At 69.6% G+C, this 16,798-nt stretch carries 14 protein-coding genes; 4 read left to right on the forward strand and 10 right to left on the reverse strand.

The annotated features are described in order from the left end of the window. Positions 1–4: 4 nt before the first annotated feature. Genes octT through nadD form a run of 4 tightly spaced genes read right to left on the reverse strand, consistent with a single transcriptional unit; the run spans position 5 to position 2,419 of the window. Complete coding sequence (octT, locus tag L324_RS20320) at positions 5–730, reverse strand: diglucosylglycerate octanoyltransferase (protein ID WP_037310654.1); 726 nt, start codon at positions 728–730, stop codon at positions 5–7. Positions 731–733: 3 nt separating this feature from the next. Next, positions 734–1,348 (reverse strand): histidine phosphatase family protein, encoded by a 615-nt coding sequence (locus L324_RS20325; RefSeq protein WP_037310656.1) that lies wholly within the window; start codon positions 1,346–1,348, stop codon positions 734–736. After that, a complete protein-coding gene (gene rsfS / locus L324_RS20330) occupies positions 1,345–1,764 on the reverse strand; it encodes a ribosome silencing factor (protein WP_037310658.1) in 420 nt (139 codons plus the stop codon). Before rsfS ends, L324_RS20325 begins: the two co-directional genes overlap by 4 nt. A 55-nt stretch (positions 1,765–1,819) precedes the next feature. After that, positions 1,820–2,419, reverse strand: a complete 600-nt coding sequence (nadD, locus tag L324_RS20335) for a nicotinate-nucleotide adenylyltransferase (RefSeq protein ID WP_081736408.1) — start codon at positions 2,417–2,419, stop codon at positions 1,820–1,822. A 216-nt stretch (positions 2,420–2,635) separates the two neighbouring features. Between nadD and L324_RS20340 the strand changes: the two genes are divergently transcribed. From L324_RS20340 to argS, 3 genes are all read left to right on the forward strand, one after another. Continuing rightward, positions 2,636–4,741: a RecQ family ATP-dependent DNA helicase gene (locus tag L324_RS20340; RefSeq protein WP_037310662.1), complete on the forward strand. Its 2,106-nt coding sequence runs from the start codon at positions 2,636–2,638 to the stop codon at positions 4,739–4,741. A gap of 103 nt (positions 4,742–4,844) precedes the next feature. Beyond that, on the forward strand, positions 4,845–6,131 hold the full coding sequence (locus L324_RS20345; RefSeq protein WP_037310664.1) for an MFS transporter: 1,287 nt from the start codon (positions 4,845–4,847) through the stop codon (positions 6,129–6,131). A gap of 72 nt (positions 6,132–6,203) precedes the next feature. Then, the gene (gene argS / locus L324_RS20350; RefSeq protein WP_037310666.1) at positions 6,204–7,928 is read left to right on the forward strand and encodes an arginine--tRNA ligase; all 1,725 of its coding nucleotides are present in this window, start codon (positions 6,204–6,206) and stop codon (positions 7,926–7,928) included. On the opposite strand, the gene L324_RS20355 is transcribed toward argS, so the two are convergent. Further along, a complete protein-coding gene (locus tag L324_RS20355; RefSeq protein ID WP_037310668.1) occupies positions 7,923–9,197 on the reverse strand; it encodes an FAD-dependent oxidoreductase in 1,275 nt (424 codons plus the stop codon). The genes argS and L324_RS20355 overlap by 6 nt on opposite strands. An 89-nt stretch (positions 9,198–9,286) precedes the next feature. Here L324_RS20355 and L324_RS20360 point away from each other — a divergent pair, with 89 nt between their 5' ends. Beyond that, positions 9,287–9,922, forward strand: a complete 636-nt coding sequence (locus L324_RS20360; RefSeq protein WP_037310670.1) for a TetR/AcrR family transcriptional regulator — start codon at positions 9,287–9,289, stop codon at positions 9,920–9,922. Between the two features lie 40 nt (positions 9,923–9,962). Here the strand turns inward: L324_RS20360 and proB are convergent, their stop codons facing one another. From proB to L324_RS20385, 5 genes are all read right to left on the reverse strand, one after another. After that, complete coding sequence (gene proB, locus L324_RS20365) at positions 9,963–11,072, reverse strand: glutamate 5-kinase (protein WP_037310674.1); 1,110 nt, start codon at positions 11,070–11,072, stop codon at positions 9,963–9,965. Beyond that, a complete protein-coding gene (obgE, locus tag L324_RS20370) occupies positions 11,069–12,526 on the reverse strand; it encodes a GTPase ObgE (RefSeq protein WP_037310676.1) in 1,458 nt (485 codons plus the stop codon). The genes proB and obgE overlap by 4 nt, the downstream gene beginning before the upstream one ends. A gap of 122 nt (positions 12,527–12,648) precedes the next feature. Then, positions 12,649–12,906: a 50S ribosomal protein L27 gene (gene rpmA / locus L324_RS20375; RefSeq protein ID WP_003067129.1), complete on the reverse strand. Its 258-nt coding sequence runs from the start codon at positions 12,904–12,906 to the stop codon at positions 12,649–12,651. Between the two features lie 27 nt (positions 12,907–12,933). Then, positions 12,934–13,248: a 50S ribosomal protein L21 gene (gene rplU / locus L324_RS20380; RefSeq protein WP_005158538.1), complete on the reverse strand. Its 315-nt coding sequence runs from the start codon at positions 13,246–13,248 to the stop codon at positions 12,934–12,936. Positions 13,249–13,416: 168 nt separating this feature from the next. Then, entirely contained in the window at positions 13,417–16,512 is a 3,096-nt protein-coding gene (locus tag L324_RS20385; protein ID WP_037310679.1) for a translation initiation factor IF-2 N-terminal domain-containing protein, read from the reverse strand. Positions 16,513–16,798: the final 286 nt, after the last annotated feature.

Consider the following 16,798-nt stretch of genomic DNA (forward strand, 5'->3'; position numbering starts at 1 on the left):
CAGCCTACGTTGCCGCGGGGCGCAGCACCGGAGCCATCAGTCGGGCCATCTCCGCGCCGACGGCGGCATGTCCTTCCCAGCCCCAGTGCATCCCGTCCGGATTCCCCCGGCCGCTCAGCACGTGGTCGCCGACGACGGCTTCGAGATCCAGCAGCGGGACGTCCGCGCGACGCCCCCAGGCCGCGATGGCGGCGGCCGCGCCGGCGCGGGCGGTGTGCACGCGCCCGTAGGCGTCGGACCGGTGGACGGAGGGCAGGATGCCGAAGATCGGCAGTTCCGGCCGCAGCACCCGCAAGGCTCCGACAGCGGTGTCGAGGTACTGGACGGTCAGCTTCGCGGGCAGGACGACGGGACGCCCTCGCAGGGCGATCGCGAGCCGGGGCTGCGCGGCCAGGTATGTCTTGCGCACCACCCGCCGCAGCGGGTCGGGCCGCAGATAACGCAGGCCGGTGCGCAGATAGGTGGGCAACGGCGAGGGCAGGGTGTCCATGCTCCCGACGGCCAGCACGACGGCGTCGACATGATGGAGATCGGCCCAGACCCGTGGATCCCCGATCAGGGACCACCAGGCGTCACGGGCCGTCCAGCCGAATCCGGCGACGAGGTCCGCGCCACCGCCGAGTGCCTCGGCGGCGATATTGGGCCACAGGCGCGCGTCGTCGGCCGCGAGCGGGCCGTCCGGGCCGTGGAAGCTGAGGGAATCGCCGAACACGAGCAGGCGCGGGGCCATGGGTCAGCCGGTGATTCCCGCGTTGTAGGCGGCCAGGCGCCAGTTCCCGTCACGCCGGGTCAGCTCGACCCAGTGGCAGTTCGCGATCCCGCCCAGCGCGGGCCAGGACGGCACCGGCAGACCGAGCAGCTTCGCGGTCAGCGCGATGATCAGGCCGCCGTGCGTGGCCAGGAGCACGGTGTCACCGGCGTCGGCGTTGGGCCGGTCCAGATCCGCGACGACCTCCAGGGCACGTGCGGCGACGTCCACCCGTGATTCGCCGCCGGGCGGCGCCCAGGTGGCGTCGACCCGCCAGTGGGCACGTTCGCCGGGGTAGGCCTCGTCGACCTGCTTGCCGGTGAAACCCTGCCATTCACCGAGGTGGGTTTCCCGAAGGCGCTTGTCGATCCGCAGCGGGACGCCGATGGCCTCCGTGAGCACGGTGGCCGTGTCGGTCGCGCGGCGCAGATCCGAGGCGATCACCAGGTCCGGGGAGAACCGGGCGAGCGCGGGGACGGCGAACCGGGCCTGGTTCCAGCCGACCGGCGTCAACGCGGAGTCCAGATGCCCCTGCATCCGGCCCGCCGCGTTGTAGTCGGTCTCGCCGTGGCGCCAGAGCACCAGCCGCCGCGGACTCACGAGGCGCCTTGCGCGTCGGCGGGGTCCTCCTCGGCTGGGTCACCGTCGGCCGGCACGGCCAGACCGTCGACCTCGATCCGCGGGCAGTCCTTCCAGAGCCGCTCGAGACCGTAGAAGGAGCGCTCCTCCTGGTGCTGGACGTGGATGACGACGTCGACGTAGTCCAGCAGGACCCAGCGGCCCTCGCGGGCGCCTTCCCGGCGGACCGGCTTGTGCCCGTTGAGGCGCAGCTGCTCCTCGACGTTGTCGACGATCGCGCCGACCTGGCGCTCGTTGGGCGCGGACGCGATGACGAAGGCGTCGGTGATCACCAGCTGGTCGGACACGTCCAGCACGACCACGTCGCTCGCCTTCTTGTCCGCCGCCGCATGGGCGGCCGCTACGGCCAGCTCTCGTGCCTCGGACGTGGCTGTCACAGTTCTCCTCAAACAGATGGCTTTACTCGCGGGTGCGCCCGACGAGGGTACCCGGTCACGCTCCCCGGTCTTTGCGATAGAGGTCCTTTTTGGCGATGTAGCGCACCACACCGTCGGGGACGAGGTACCAGACGGGTTCCCCGCCCTCGACCCGTTCGCGGCAGGCGGTGGACGAGATCGCCATCGCGGTCACCTCGACCAGGCTCACCTTCCCGCTCGGCAGATGCTGCGAATTGAGCCGGTAACCCGGCCTGGTGACGCCGATGAAATGCGCCAGATCGAACAGCTCGTCGGCGTTGCGCCAGGTGAGGATCTGTTCGAGCGCGTCCGCGCCGGTGATGAAGAACAGCTGGTCGTCGGGATATTCCGCGCGCAGGTCGCGCAGGGTGTCGACGGTGTAGGTCTGCCCGACGCGATCGATGTCGACGCGGCTGACCGAGAAGACGGGGTTGGACGCCGTCGCGATCACGGTCATCAGGTACCGGTCCTCGGCCCGGGTGACCACCCGGTCGGACTTCTGCCACGGCTGACCGGTGGGCACGAAGATGACCTCGTCGAGCGCGAACCGGGACTGAACCTCGCTGGCCGCGACGAGGTGCCCGTGGTGCACGGGGTCGAAGGTGCCGCCCATGACCCCGATCCGGCGTGGTGACATGGGTCGTGAGCCTATACACCGCCACCGGCTCCCCGCTCGGGTCGCCGGACCCACCGACGAGTGGTGATCTAGGTCACATTGCAGTCCGTTCCATGGATGAACGGTCCGTTGTGAAGCCAAGTTGGGCGCGAAGCGCCTCCGTTGAGGGTGGCGGCGGGGGCATGGATGGACACGCCGATCGCGCCTTCGTCGGTGGCATGGGGTAGAGGTGGGGACGTGGACACATCGACTCTCCGGGAACGCGCCGAGACCCTCCTCCGGGCATTGGCGGGCGATGGCGCCCGGCTGCGCGACGACCAGTGGACGGCCATCGAGGCGCTGGTCGCCCACCGCCGTCGCGCCCTCGTCGTGCAGCGCACCGGATGGGGGAAATCGGCGGTGTACTTCCTGGCCACCGCTCTGCTGCGGGAACGCGGCGACGGCCCGACGGTGATCATCTCGCCGCTGCTCGCGCTGATGCGCAACCAGATCTCCGCGGCGGCGCGGGCGGGTATCCACGCCGCGACGATGAACTCCGCGAACCCACAGGAATGGGACCAGGTGCAGGCCGCGATCGCGGCGGGCGAGGTCGACGTCCTCCTGGTCAGCCCGGAACGGCTCAACAACCCCGACTTCCGCGACACCGTCCTGCCGAAACTGACCGCGAGCGCCGGTCTGCTCGTGGTCGACGAGGCGCACTGCATCTCGGACTGGGGCCACGACTTCCGGCCGGACTACCGGCGGCTGCGGACGCTGCTGAAGGATCTGCCCGAGGGCGTGCCGGTGCTCGCCACCACCGCGACCGCGAACGACCGGGTGGCCACCGATGTCGCCGAACAGCTGGGCATCGGCAACGGCGGCGGCACCCTCGTCCTCCGCGGCCCCCTGGACCGCGAAAGCCTCCACCTGTCGGTGGCCAAGCTGCCGACCTCGCAGGCCCGGCTCGCCTGGCTGGCCGAACACCTGGAGGAACTGCCGGGGTCCGGGATCATCTACACGCTCACCGTCGCGGCCGCGCACGACGTCGCGGGTTTGCTGACCGAGCGCGGATACCCGGTCGCCGCCTACACCGGGAAGACCGATCCGGCGGACCGGCAGGCGGCCGAAGACGATCTGCTGAACAACAACGTCAAGGCGCTGGTGGCCACCTCGGCCCTGGGCATGGGCTTCGACAAGCCGGATCTGGGTTTCGTCGTCCACCTCGGCGCCCCGTCCTCGCCGATCGCGTACTACCAGCAGGTCGGCCGTGCCGGACGTGGCGTCGACCGCGCCGAAGTGATCCTGCTGCCCGGTCACGAGGACAAGGACATCTGGGCGTACTTCGGCTCGCTGGCGTTCCCGGACGAACTGCGGGTGACCCAGGTACTCAACGCGCTGGCGTACGCGGACCGTCCACTGTCGACACCCGCGCTCGAACCGTACGTCGAGTTGTCCCGGTCCCGGCTGGAGATGGTCCTCAAGGTGCTGGACGTCGACGGCGCCGTACGCCGGGTGAAGGGCGGCTGGGAAGGCACCGGCGAAGAGTGGACCTACGACAGGGAGCGCTACGCCCGGGTGAGCGCGGCGCGGACCAATGAACAGAACGCGATGCTCGCCTATCTCGAAACCACCGGCTGCCGGATGGAATATCTGCGAAAGCAGCTGGACGACCCCGAAGCGACACCCTGCGGACGCTGTGACAACTGCACCGGGAAGCATTGGGACACCACGGTTTCCGAGGACGTCGTCGACGCCACCCGGCAACGTCTGCGCCGTCCCGGGGTCGAGGTCGCGCCCCGGAAGATGTGGCCGACCGGGATGGCGGGGCTGGAAGTCCCGCTCGCCGGACGGCTGCCGGCGGGTGAGCAGGCGGAAACCGGCCAGGTCGTCGGCCGGGTGACCGACGTCGGGTGGGGTACGCGGCTGCGCGAACTCGTCGGCCCGTCGGCTACCGACGTGGAGCTTCCCGATCCGGTCTTCCATGCCTGTATCGAGGTTCTCAAGGGCTGGCAGTGGGCGGAACGCCCGGTCGCGGTGGTGGAGATCCCGTCGGCCACCCGTCCCCGGCTGGTCCACAGTCTGGCGACGAAGCTGGCCTCGATCGGACGGCTGGAGTATCTCGGCACCCTCGCTTCGGCGGGGCCGCCCCCGCGTCAGGCGAACAGCGCGCAGCGGCTGGCCGATCTGTGGAAGCGGCTCAGCCTTCCCGACGACCTCGCGGCCGGGGTCGCCGCGGCCGAGGGCCCGATCCTATTGGTCGACGATCTGATCGACACCGGCTGGACCATGACACTGTCGGCGCGCCTGCTGCGTCAGGCCGGGGCCCGCGCCGTTCTGCCGTTCGCTCTCGCCAGCACTTCGTGACTCAGGAACGCTGACCCGGTACCGATCCCGGCATACGACAGGTTCTTTCCCCAACGAGAACTTTCTGGCAAGGTTCCGCCCACGCGCGAGTACGGAGGTGCCGATGGCGGACTCAACGACGGAACGGCTCGGACACCGGCTCCCGGTACGCAAGCTGTTCGCCGCCAGTGTCGGGAACGCGCTGGAGTGGTTCGACTGGACCATCTACGCCACTTTCAGCATCTACTTCGCGAGTGAGTTCTTCCCGAAGGGCAACGAAGCCCTCGCGTTGATCAACACCTTCGCCACGTACGCGCTGGCGTTCTTCTTCCGGCCGCTGGGCGGGATGCTGCTCGGCCGCTTCGCCGACGTCAAGGGCCGCAAGCCCGCGATGCTCCTGACCATCGTGCTGATGGCGGGTGGTTCGGTGGCCATCGGCCTCCTGCCGACCTTCGCCCAGGTCGGCTGGCTGGCGCCGATCCTGTTGCTGCTGGCCAGGGTGGCGCAGGGACTGTCGCTCGGTGGCGAGGTCTCCAACGCTTCGGCGTACTTGGGCGAGATCGCGCCGCCGTCCCGGCGAGGGCGGTATTCCGCCTTCTTCTACATCTCCACCGGTTCGGCCGTCCTGCTCGCCTCGGTCCTCGGGTTCGTACTCGCGCGGACGATGTCCAAAGCGGACTTGACGGCGTACGGCTGGCGGATCCCGTTCCTGCTCGGCGGTGTTCTCGGCATCGTCGGCCTGTGGCTGCGGCGCAGTCTCGCCGAAACCGAGATCTTCGAAGAGCGGAAGTCGACGGCACCCCGCGTCGAGCGGCCGCTGCGCACCACCCTTCGCGAACACCCCCGCGCCGTCGTGCAGCTCGTGGGTTTCTCGATGCTCTCGACCCTTTGCTACTACACCTTCTTCAGTGCCTTGACCTCGTTCGCGGTCAAGACCCGCAAGGCCGACGATGTCGACGTCTTCCTCGCCCTCTCGATCGCGACGGCGTTGTTCGTCGCCCTGCAATATCCGATGGGTGCCCTGTCGGATCGCTTCGGCCGCAAGCCCCAGCTGCTCGTCTGGGCCGCGGCGACCGCGATCCTCATCGTTCCCCTGTCCACTTTGGTCCGGCCGGGGTTACCGGGGCTGCTGGTCGTGTTCTGTGTGGGGCTCTGCCTGTACACCGCGATGACGTCGATCGCGCCCGCGATCATGAGTGAGCTGTTCCCCACCGAACTGCGCGGCCTGGGCATCGGTGCCTGGTACAACCTGACCGTCGCGTTGTTCGGCGGCACCGCTCCCCTGGTCCTCACCGCGCTGTCGGACGCCGGGCTGTCGACGCTGTTCTTCTGGTACGTGGCTGCCGGAGCGGCGATCGCGTTCTTCGTCATCCGGACCCTGCCGGAGACCAAAGGCAGCGACCTGCGCTGAAAACTCCGTCGCCGACGGCGGAGCCAGGTGGTTACCCTCGCGCTTCCACGACAAGCGCGAAGGAGGGGCACCGTGTTGTTCGGCGATGTGAGCGAGGAATTGTCGCGACGCGTGGTGGAGGCCCTTCGCCACGTCACCGACATCGAGCCGGCGGCCGCCCTGGTGCGGGTCTCCGCGCAGAGCGGGGTCGACTACCAGTGCGATCTCGCGATGAGCCTGGGCAAACGGCTCGGTAAGCCACCCAGGGAGATCGCCGCCGCCATCGCGGCACGGCTCGACGTCGCCGATCTCGCCGAACCGCCGGAGATCGCGGGACCGGGTTTCCTCAATTTCACGCTGCGCGAGTCGTGGCTGGAAGACCGGACGACCGCACTCGACGGTGATCCCCGGCTGGGCGCCGCCACGACACCACGTCCGCGGCGGATCGCGATCGACTACAGCAGCCCGAACGTGGCGAAGGAGATGCACGTCGGGAATCTCCGCGCGACCATCATCGGCGACGCCATCGCCCGGCTGCTGCGGTTCTCCGGGCACGAGGTCGTCCCGCACAACCATCTCGGCGACTGGGGGACCCCGTTCGGCATGCTCATCGAGCACCTGCTCGACGAACGCCCGTCGGGGCCTCACGCGATCGGTGATCTCAACGGCTTCTATCAGGCGGCCAGGGCGAAGTTCGATACCGACGAGGACTTCGCCATCCGGTCACGGGAGCGAGTGGTGCGGCTGCAGAGCGGCGACGAGGCGACCTTGACGCTCTGGCGTCGGCTGGTCGACGAGTCGACACGACATTTCGCTCAGGTCTACGACCTTCTCGGGATCGGCCTGTCGAGCGACGACGTCTACGGCGAGAGCTTCTACAACCCGTTTCTGGCCGCCGTCGTGGACGATCTGACCGCCGCCGGGCTGACCGAGATCAGCGACGGCGCCGTCTGCGTCTTCCCCGACGACTTCCGCAACCGGGAAGGCGAGCCGCTGCCGCTCATCGTGCGCAAACGGGACGGCGGTTACGGCTACGCGGCCACCGATCTGGCGACCGTGCGCTACTGGACGGAGCAGCGCGGCGTCACCGACCTGCTTTACGTCGTCGGGGCACCCCAAGCACAGCACTTCGCGATGGTGTTCGCCGTCTGCCGGGCCGCCGGCTGGCTCCGCGAGGAGCATCGGGCCGAACACATCGGCTTCGGCACGGTGCTCGGTGAAGACGGCCGCGCCATGAAGACCCGCTCGGGCGAGTCGGTCCGCCTTTCCGATCTGCTCACCGAAGCCGTTTCCCAGGCCACCGAAGTGATCGAGGGCCGGGGCGACCTCTCCCCCGAGGTCAGGGAAGAGGTCGCCAGGGCGATCGGGATCGGCGCGATCAAGTACGCCGATCTTTCCGGCGATCGCGAGCGTGACTACGTCTTCTCCTGGGAACGGATGCTCTCCAAGAACGGGAACACCTCGGTCTACCTGCAGTACGCCAACGCCCGGATCCGTTCCGTGCTGGCGAAGGCGGACCAGGATCTCACCGGTGCGCGGGTCCGGCTCGGCCATCCCGCCGAACGGGCACTGGCCCTCGCCCTGATCCGGTTCCCCGAAGCCGTCGGCGCGGCGGCCACGGGACATCTCCCCCACAAACTGTGCACCTACCTCTACGAAACCGCGGTCGTGTTCTCGCGGTTCTACGAACAGTGCCCGGTGTTGGACGCCGAGGGTCCTGGCGCCCGCGACTCCCGGCTGTTGCTGGCCGGGCTCACGTCGAAGACGCTGACGCTGGGCTTGTCGCTGCTCGGCATCCCCAGTCCTGACCGGCTATGAGTCGCCGTGGTCGCTGAAGACCTTGCGCTTCAACGGGGGAACGGCCTGGAAGAAACGGAACATCCCGCGCGCCATGGTGCGGCCCGCCCGGTTCTCCGACACGAACTGGCGCGCGCTGCGCTCCGAGTCCCGCACCGCCGCGAAACCGTAGTCCCGCATCCGCTGCTCGTAGTCGGCGACCGCGGCGCGCACGGCACCGGTCCGCTGCGCGGCGACGAGGTTGCGGCACAGCAGTTGCGCGTCGCGGAGCGCGGTGTTCGCACCGATGCCGCGGAACGGCGTCATGCTGTGGATCGCGTCCCCGAGCAGGGTGATGTTGCTCGTCGGCCACGGCGCGACGGGTTTCGACGTGAAGATCGGCAGCCGGGACACCGTGCCCGCGGGTGAACCGGCGACCAGTTCCTTGAACGCGGGATCCCAGCCGTCGATCAGGTCCAGTACGAGAGACCGCAGCGCTTCACCGTCCCTTGAGGACAGGTCGGCCGGATAGCGCCGGTCGTCCGCCGCGAACGCCCACATGACGTAACTCGCGGTGTTGTCGAACAGGACGGGGTCGTACCCGGCGGTCTCGTCGTTGACCGACACGGCGCCGCTCAACTCGTGCGGTGCGCTGAACAGTCCCGCGCCGGTCCGGGGCATCACCATGGCCGGGCCGTCGGTGAGCCGCGCGGGCAAGCGCTTGCGCGCCTCCTCGGTCAGCGGATGCTTGCCCGCGATCGCGATGATCCCGGTGTCGACGCGGGTGGCTTCGGGCAGGAACTGCTTGCGCACCCGCGAATTGGCCCCGTCGGCACCGATGACGAGGTCGGCCTCGACGGTGCTCCCGTCGGCGAACTCGCAGACGACCACGTCGCCCTCGCGGCGGTACCCGACGAATTCCTTGTCGTGCCGCAGGACTCCGTCGAGTCCGTCGGACAGCACCTGGTGCAGGCTGATCCGGCTGACCGAATGGTGGCTCGACGCGGGGTCCGGGCTCCAGGTCAGCTCACTGTCGATCACCATCAGCTCGTTCAGCCGCTCGGTCAGGAACGTGAACGCCCCGTTCGTCGTGCCGGTGGTCGCCAGGAACCGTTCCCAGAGCCCGGAGGGCAGGCATTCGCGCAGCGCGGCCGAGCCGTGCGGGTTGATGTGGACGCGATAGCCCTGCAGCCGTTCGGTGCGGGTGCGGCTGCGCTCGTAGACGGACACGTCGATCCCCGCCTTGCGCAGCCCTTGCGCCAGGCAGAGCCCGCCCGTTCCGCCGCCGATGATCGCGATTCTCGTGGTCATTCGCTCTCCTCTCTCCGCGACCCACTATCAACCAAACGGATAATAAAGTCAACCAGACGTTTGAAAGAGTCAGCGACTAAGGTGAACGCATGTCCGACGCCGCTCCGCGCAGTCCCCGTCGCGCTCCTGTCGAGCGCCAGCGCGATCCCGAACGCACCAAAGCGCTACTGCTGGAGGCGGCGAAGGCCGAGTTCGGAGCGAAGGGCTACGCCGCCGCGCGCGTCAGCGAGATCGCCGCGAAGGCAGGCGTGAACAAGCAGCTGATCTCGTATTACTTCGGCGGCAAGGAAGGGCTGTACAACGCGCTGACCGCGACGATGTACGACGACTACGTCGCGGCCTCCGAGCACGACAAACCGTTCGCGGAGGTCGTCCGGTTCTTCGTCCAGTCGGGGATCCGGGACCACGATCTCGCCAAGCTGTTCCTCTGGGAGAACCTGACCGACGGCGCCCCCGACGCGATCGGCGTCGAAGGACAGCGGGACTTCCTCCAGCGACAGGTGGAGTACGTCCGGGCGCGCCAGGCCGCGGGCGATTTCCCGGAGGGCCTCGACCCGGCGTTTCTGCTGGTGATCTTCATGGCCGCGTCCAGCGCGGCCTTGGCGCTCCCCCGCGTCGTGCGCGCGGTCTCAGGCCAGGACCCGAACTCGGCCGAGTTCGCCGACGCCTATGGTGACCAGCTCGCGCTGCTCATCGGGCACCTCGCCGATCCGAAGAAGCGATAGCAAAGGTCCCTTGCTACCGCCTCGACGGAGGCTCGGGTGCTTAGCGGCTGAGGGGGACGAGGTCGTCGGCGTGGACGACCTCGCGCCGCTGCTCGGCGGGCAGGTCGTGAGTGGAGCGGCCGATGAGTTCGGGCAGTTCGCCCGCGTCGAAGGCGACGACACCCCGCGCCACGGTGCGCTGCCGCAGATCCACCAGGTCGACGACGTCGCCCGCCTGGAAGTCACCGTCGACGCCGGTGATCCCGGCGGCCAGCAGGGAGCGGCGGCGCCGGACGACGGCCGTGACCGCACCGTCGTCGAGGTGCAGTTTCCCGGACGCGCCCGCGGCGTAGCCCAGCCAGAACCGGCGGGCCGACAGCCGGGAATCCGCGGCGGCGAAGGCCGTGCCGACCTCGGCGGTGGTGAGGGCGCGCGCGGCCTCGGACGCGGCGGCGAGCAGAACCGGGATGCCGGCACCGGCGGCGGTACGGGCCGCGGCGAGCTTCGAGACCATGCCGCCGGTACCGAGCCCGGAACTCGACATGCCGACGGTGATCCCGTCCACATCGGACTCGTCCGCGACTTCGGCGATCTTGCGGGTCGCGCCGTCACGGGGATCCCCGTCGTACAGACCGTCCACATCGGACAACAGGATGAGCCCGTCGGCGCCGACCAGGTGCGCCACGAGGGCGGCGAGCCGGTCGTTGTCGCCGAAGCGGATCTCTTCGGTGGCCACGGTGTCGTTCTCGTTGACCACGGGGACCGCGCCGAGGGCCAGCAGGCGGGTGAACGTGTTCTGCGCGTTGCGGTAATGCGAGCGTCGGACGACGTCGTCCGACGTCAGCAGAACCTGGCCCACCGTCAGGGAAAACCGGCCGAACGACTCGGCGTAGGCGTGGGCCAGCGCGAGTTGCCCAACGCTGGCGGCGGCCTGCTGGGTGGCGAGGTCGCGCGGTCGTTTGCCGAGGGAGAGCGGCGCGAGTCCCGCGCCGATCGCCCCCGAGGACACCAGCACGATCTGGGTGCCGCGGGAGACCCGGTCGGCGATCGCGTCGACCAGCGCGTCCAGCCTGGTCACGTCGAGGCCGTCACCGGCGGTGGTCAGCGCGGAGGAACCGACCTTGACGACCACCCGTTTCGCGGAGGCGAGTGCCTCACGGGTCGAACTCACTCGTCGTCCATCTCGTCTTCGACACCATCCGGGCCGTCACGGCGGATGCGGCGGGCTTCCTTGCGTTCGGCGGCGCCGATCCGGTTGTTGTTCTCCAGCCGCACGTCCGTACCCCGGCCCGACATGTGCACCGCGACCCCGGCCGGGGTCGACGGCTCCCATTCGAACTGGACGTCGCCGATGGTGACCGGGCTGCCGGGGACGGCGCCCTTCTTGGCCAGCGCCTCTTCGACGCCGAGGCGCTGCAACCGGTCCGCGAGGTAGCCGACGGCCTCGTCGTTGCCGAAGCTCGTCTGGCGGATCCACCGTTCCGGACGGACACCGCGCACGATGAAGGCGCCTTCCTCGTCCGGATCGTGCTCGACGGTGAAGCCCGCGTCGTTGACGGCCATCGGCCGCAGCACGACCTTCTCCGGCTCCGGTTCCGGCTGCTCGGAGCGGTACTTCTCGACCACGGCGGCGAGCGCGTAGGTCAGTTCCTTCAGCCCCTGCCGCGACGCCGTGGAGATCTCGAACACGCTGAGGCCGCGGGCTTCCAGCTCCGGGCGCACGAACTCGGCGAGTTCGGCGGCGTCCGGGACGTCGATCTTGTTGAGCACCACCACCCGCGGCCGGTCGGCGAGGTCACCGCCGAGACTCGGGGTGTAGCGGGCGAGTTCCTCTTCGAGGGCGTCCATATCGGACACCGGGTCGCGGCCGGGTTCGAAGGTGGCGCAGTCGATGACGTGCACCAGCACCGCGCACCGCTCGATGTGGCGGAGGAAGTCGAGGCCGAGGCCCTTGCCCTCGCTCGCGCCGGGGATCAGGCCGGGGACGTCGGCCATGGTGAACACGGTCGATCCGGCGGTGATCACGCCGAGGTTCGGCACGAGGGTGGTGAACGGGTAGTCGGCGATCTTCGGCTTGGCCGCGGACAGCACCGAGATCAGCGACGACTTGCCCGCGGACGGGAAGCCGAGCAGGCCGACGTCGGCGACCGAACGCAGCTCCAGGACGAGGTCGCGGCTCTCCCCTGGCTCGCCCAGCAGGGCGAACCCGGGTGCCTTGCGGGTGCTGGAGGCCAGCGACGCGTTCCCGAGGCCCCCACGGCCGCCCTGGGCGGCGACGAAGGTGGTGCCCGGGCCGACGAGGTCGGCCAGGATCTCGCCGTCCTCGGTCATCACGACAGTGCCGGAGGGGACGCGCATTTCCAGCGTTTCCCCCGCCGCGCCGGACCGGTTACCGCCCTGGCCCATCTTGCCGTTGCCCGCCCGGGCGTGCGGACGGAAGTGGAAGTCGAGCAGCGTGTGGACGTTCGGGTCGACGATCAGCAGCACATCGCCGCCGTTGCCGCCGTTGCCGCCGTCCGGGCCGCCGAGGGGTTTGAACTTCTCCCGGTGCACCGAGGCGCAGCCGTTCCCACCGTCGCCGGCGGTCAGGTGGATCACCGCGCGGTCCACGAAACGGGACGCCATGACTTGCCTCTATTCACTCGCACTGGGTCATTCGAAAGACCGGGATATACAAAACAAACGAGGGGTGGGCCCGGATATTCCGGCCCCACCCCTCGTCAGAGGTTCTTGCTCGAAGCCGAATCTCAGGCTTCGGACGGCACGATGTTGACCGTCTTGCGGCCACGCTTCTCGCCGAACTGGACCGCACCGGCGGCCAGCGCGAACAGCGTGTCGTCGCCGCCACGGCCGACGTTCACGCCGGGGTGGAACTTGGTGCCACGCTGGCGGATGAGGATCTCGCCGGCGTTGACCTCCTGGCCGCCGTAACGCTTGACGCCCAGCCGCTGCGCGTTCGAATCGCGACCGTTGCGGGAGCTGGACGCACCCTTCTTGTGAGCCATCGCTCAGCCTCTCCCTGAAGATCCGAATTACTTGCTGATGCCGGTGACCTCGACGCGGGTCAGCTTCTGCCGGTGACCCTGGCGCTTGTGGTAGCCGGTCTTGTTCTTGAACTTGTGGATCCGGATCTTCGGACCCTTGGTCTGCTCGACGACCTTGCCGGTGACCGAGACCTTCGCCAGAGCGTCGGCGTCCGTGGTGACGTCGCCACCGTCCACAAAAAGGACTGCGGGGAAGGTGTGCTCGGTACCCGGCTCGCCTTCGAGCTTCTCGACCTCGACGACGTCGCCGACGGCCACCTTGTACTGCTTGCCGCCAGTCTTGACGATCGCGTACGCCGACACGGAAGTCTCCTGCTTACTCGACAACGGGTGGGGGCTTGCGTAACCGGCCCGCCGGATCTCTCTCGGCGGTCCAAGGTCTGCGCAAGGTGCCCGCTCTAGGTGCGGGCCGTTCTACAGGTTACGGGGGCCTCCCCGGTGCGATCACACCGGGGTGCCCCTAGGTGTTCGTCAGCTCTGTTCCGACGCCTTGACCGGGGGACCCGCGGGCCGCGAGGCCGCCCGTCGCGGACGACGGCGGGTGGTGGAGCGGCCGGCCGGGGCCGGGACGTCCACCTCGGGTCCGGTCTCCTCCTGGGTCACCGGAACCTCGGGGGCCTCGGGCTCCGGGCCCGATTCCCCGACGACGGCGATCTCTTCTTCGCGCACGGCCGGGGCCTCGTCGTCCGAGGTCGTCACCGGTTCACCGGCGAGTTCGGTCGCGGGTGCCTCGGCGACCGGCTCGGAAACCGGCTCAGCAGCCGCCTCGGCCGCCTGCTCGACGGCCGCCTCGGAAACGGTGTCCGAAGAGTCCCGCACCGGCTCAGCGGCCGACTCGGCGGCCTGCGGCGCGTGCCCGTTGAGGGCGGCACCCTCGACGTTCTCGGTGACCTCGTGAGCGTGCTCACCCTTGGCCGCCTTCGCGGCGTTGGCGACGGCCTGGACCGCCGAAACGACCGACTCGCGCTGCGCAGGGGCCTGCGGAGCCTCGGCCTTGGCCGCCGCGGGCTCGTTCTGGCCCTGCTCTTCGCCCTTGCCGCGGCCACGGGACCGGCGGGAGCCCTGCTCCTTGCCGCCCCCGCCACCGCCACCGCCGTGGCTGTGGCCGTTGCCGCCACCGGCGGTGCGCTGCGGCTCGGTCGAGACGACCACGCCGCGGCCCTTGCAGTGCTCGCACGGCGTCGAGAACGCCTCGAGCAGGCCGGTGCCGATCTTCTTGCGGGTCATCTGCACCAGGCCGAGCGAGGTGACCTCGGCGACCTGGTGGCGGGTGCGGTCGCGGCCGAGGCATTCGGTCAGGCGGCGCAGCACCAGCTCACGGTTGGATTCGAGCACCATGTCGATGAAGTCGATGACGATGATGCCGCCGATGTCCCGGAGCCGGAGCTGGCGGACGATCTCCTCCGCCGACTCCAGGTTGTTCCTGGTCACCGTCTCTTCGAGGTTTCCACCCGATCCGGTGAACTTGCCGGTGTTGACGTCGATGACCGTCATCGCTTCGGTCCGGTCGATGACCAGGTAACCACCCGAGGGCAGCCAGACCTTGCGGTCCAGTGCCTTGGTGATCTGCTCGTCGATCCGGTGGTCGGCGAAGGCCGAACCGGTTCCCGTGTACCGCTTGACGCGATCGGCCAGGTCCGGCGCCACGTGCTGGACGTAGTCGTAGATGGTGTCCCAGGCCTTGTCGCCCTGGATCTCCAGCTTCGCGAAGTCCTCGGTGAACAGGTCGCGCACGACCTTGACCAGCAGGTCCGGCTCTTCGTAGAGCATGACCGGCGCGCTGTTCTTCTTGCCGCCGTTGCCCGCTTCGGCCTTCTCCTTGATGACGTCCCACTGCGCCTTGAGGCGGCGGACGTCGCGGTCCAGCTCCTCCTCGCTGATGCCCTCGGAGGCAGTGCGGATGATCACACCGGCGTCTTCGGGGACGATGCGCTTGAGGATGTCCTTCAGACGGCGGCGCTCGTTCTCCGGAAGCTTCCGGGAGATCCCGGTGGCGCCGCCCGCGGGCACGTACACCAGGAACCGGCCCGGCAGCGAGATCTGCGTGGTCAGCCGGGCGCCCTTGTGCCCGACCGGGTCCTTGGTGACCTGGACCAGCACGGAGTCGCCGGTGGAGAGCGCCTGCTCGATCTTGCGGGCCTTGCCCTCGAGACCGGCGGCGTCCCAGTCGACCTCACCGGCGTAGAGCACGGCGTTGCGGCCGCGGCCGATGTCGATGAAGGCGGCCTCCATCGACGGCAGCACGTTCTGCACGCGGCCGAGGTAGACGTTGCCGACGATCGAGCCGGTGCCCGACGACGTCACGAAGTGCTCGCACAGGACGCCGTCCTCGAGCACGCCGATCTGGGTGGAGTCACCCTTCTCGGCGACGACCATGGTGCGCTCGACCGACTCGCGGCGGGCTAGGAACTCGGCCTCGGACAGGATCGGCGCGCGACGGCGGCCTGCCTCCCGGCCGTCCCGGCGACGCTGGCGCTTGGCCTCGAGCCGGGTCGAGCCGCGCACACTGCGGACCTCGTCCCTGGCGGGACGCTCGGTCTCGGCGGCCTTGGCCTGGCGCACGTGGACGACCGTGTTGGGCGGGTCGTCGGTGGTGGCCTCGGCGGTGTCGTCGCCGTCCCCGCCCTTGCGACGACGGCGACGACGGCGGCGCTTGCTGCCGTTGTCGGAATCACCGTCATTGTCCGAATCGGACTCCGCTGAATAACCCGAAGCGGACGCCTCTTCGGCGTTCTCGGACTCGGCCTCTTCGGCTTCGGTGTCCTTGGCGTCCTTCTCGGACTTGTCGTTCCGGTCCTTCCCGCGCGGCTGACGGCCACGCGAAGGCTCGGGCTGCTCGTCGTCGTTCTCGGAGTCGGCCGAGTTCTCGTCGCCGCCCTTGCCCCGGCCACGCCCGCGACGTCCCCGACGGCGGCGGCGACGGCTGTTGGCGTCGTCACCGTCCTCGTCGGCGCCGTCCTGGCGATCGGTCTGCTCGGTCTGCGTCTCGTCCTCGTCGGATTCGTGCTCGTCGGCGGGCGTGAACGCCGGCTCCGGCCTGCGGACGGGCTTCGCGGCGACCGGCTCCGGCGGCAGGAACACCGGCGAAGGGGCGGCGAAGACCGGGACGTGCACGGCGGCCTTCGACCGCCTGGTCGTGGTCTGCGGCGGCTCCGGGGTCACCGGGGTGGCCAGCGCGGGCGGGACACGCCGCGAAGGCGCCTCCGCCTGCGGAGCGGGCTCCGGCTCGGCCTGGGGCTTCGCCTCGGCCTTGACCTCGGGCTCGGGAGCCGCCGGGGTCTCGGCGACGGGCGCTTCGGCGGCCGGGGCCGCTTCGGCGGTCTCGGGCTCGTCTCCGCCGGTGAGGGCTTCGGCGAGCTTGATGGCCACATCGCGGGTGACGCTGGACTGCGCGCTGCGGACGGTCTCGCCGAGCTCACCGAGCTTGGCCATCAGTTCACGGCTGTTGGATCCCAGGAGCTTCGCCAGGGCGTGCACCCGGATCCGGGGAGGCAGTTCGGCCAGCTGGCCTGCGATGGGTGTGGCGGTATTCCCGCCGGTGACGGCGGGTGTGTCCGCGTTCGACATATATCTCCTCCGCCCCCGGGCGCGTCGGCTGGCTCACACCGGCTCGACGCGGCCGCGCAGGGGCCCCTTTCTGTTCGTTCCGCCGTGGTGGTCACCAGCAGCGGGAATCCTTGCCCGGCACCGCGACGGCGCCGGGTTGACCGGGCGCCGTATACGGCTGAAGGTCTGCTCGGCGGAGCGCTGGCCACGTTCGCGACATCGGGCCGCCCGCCACGTCGTCGAGCCGCCTGGGAAGGCGGCGACGCGTGTGGAGGATGTGCAGCACACCACCGGGCCACGAGACCGC

Origin of the sequence: Amycolatopsis orientalis DSM 40040 = KCTC 9412, assembly GCF_000478275.1 — a bacterium.
GTDB classification, from domain to species: domain Bacteria; phylum Actinomycetota; class Actinomycetes; order Mycobacteriales; family Pseudonocardiaceae; genus Amycolatopsis; species Amycolatopsis orientalis.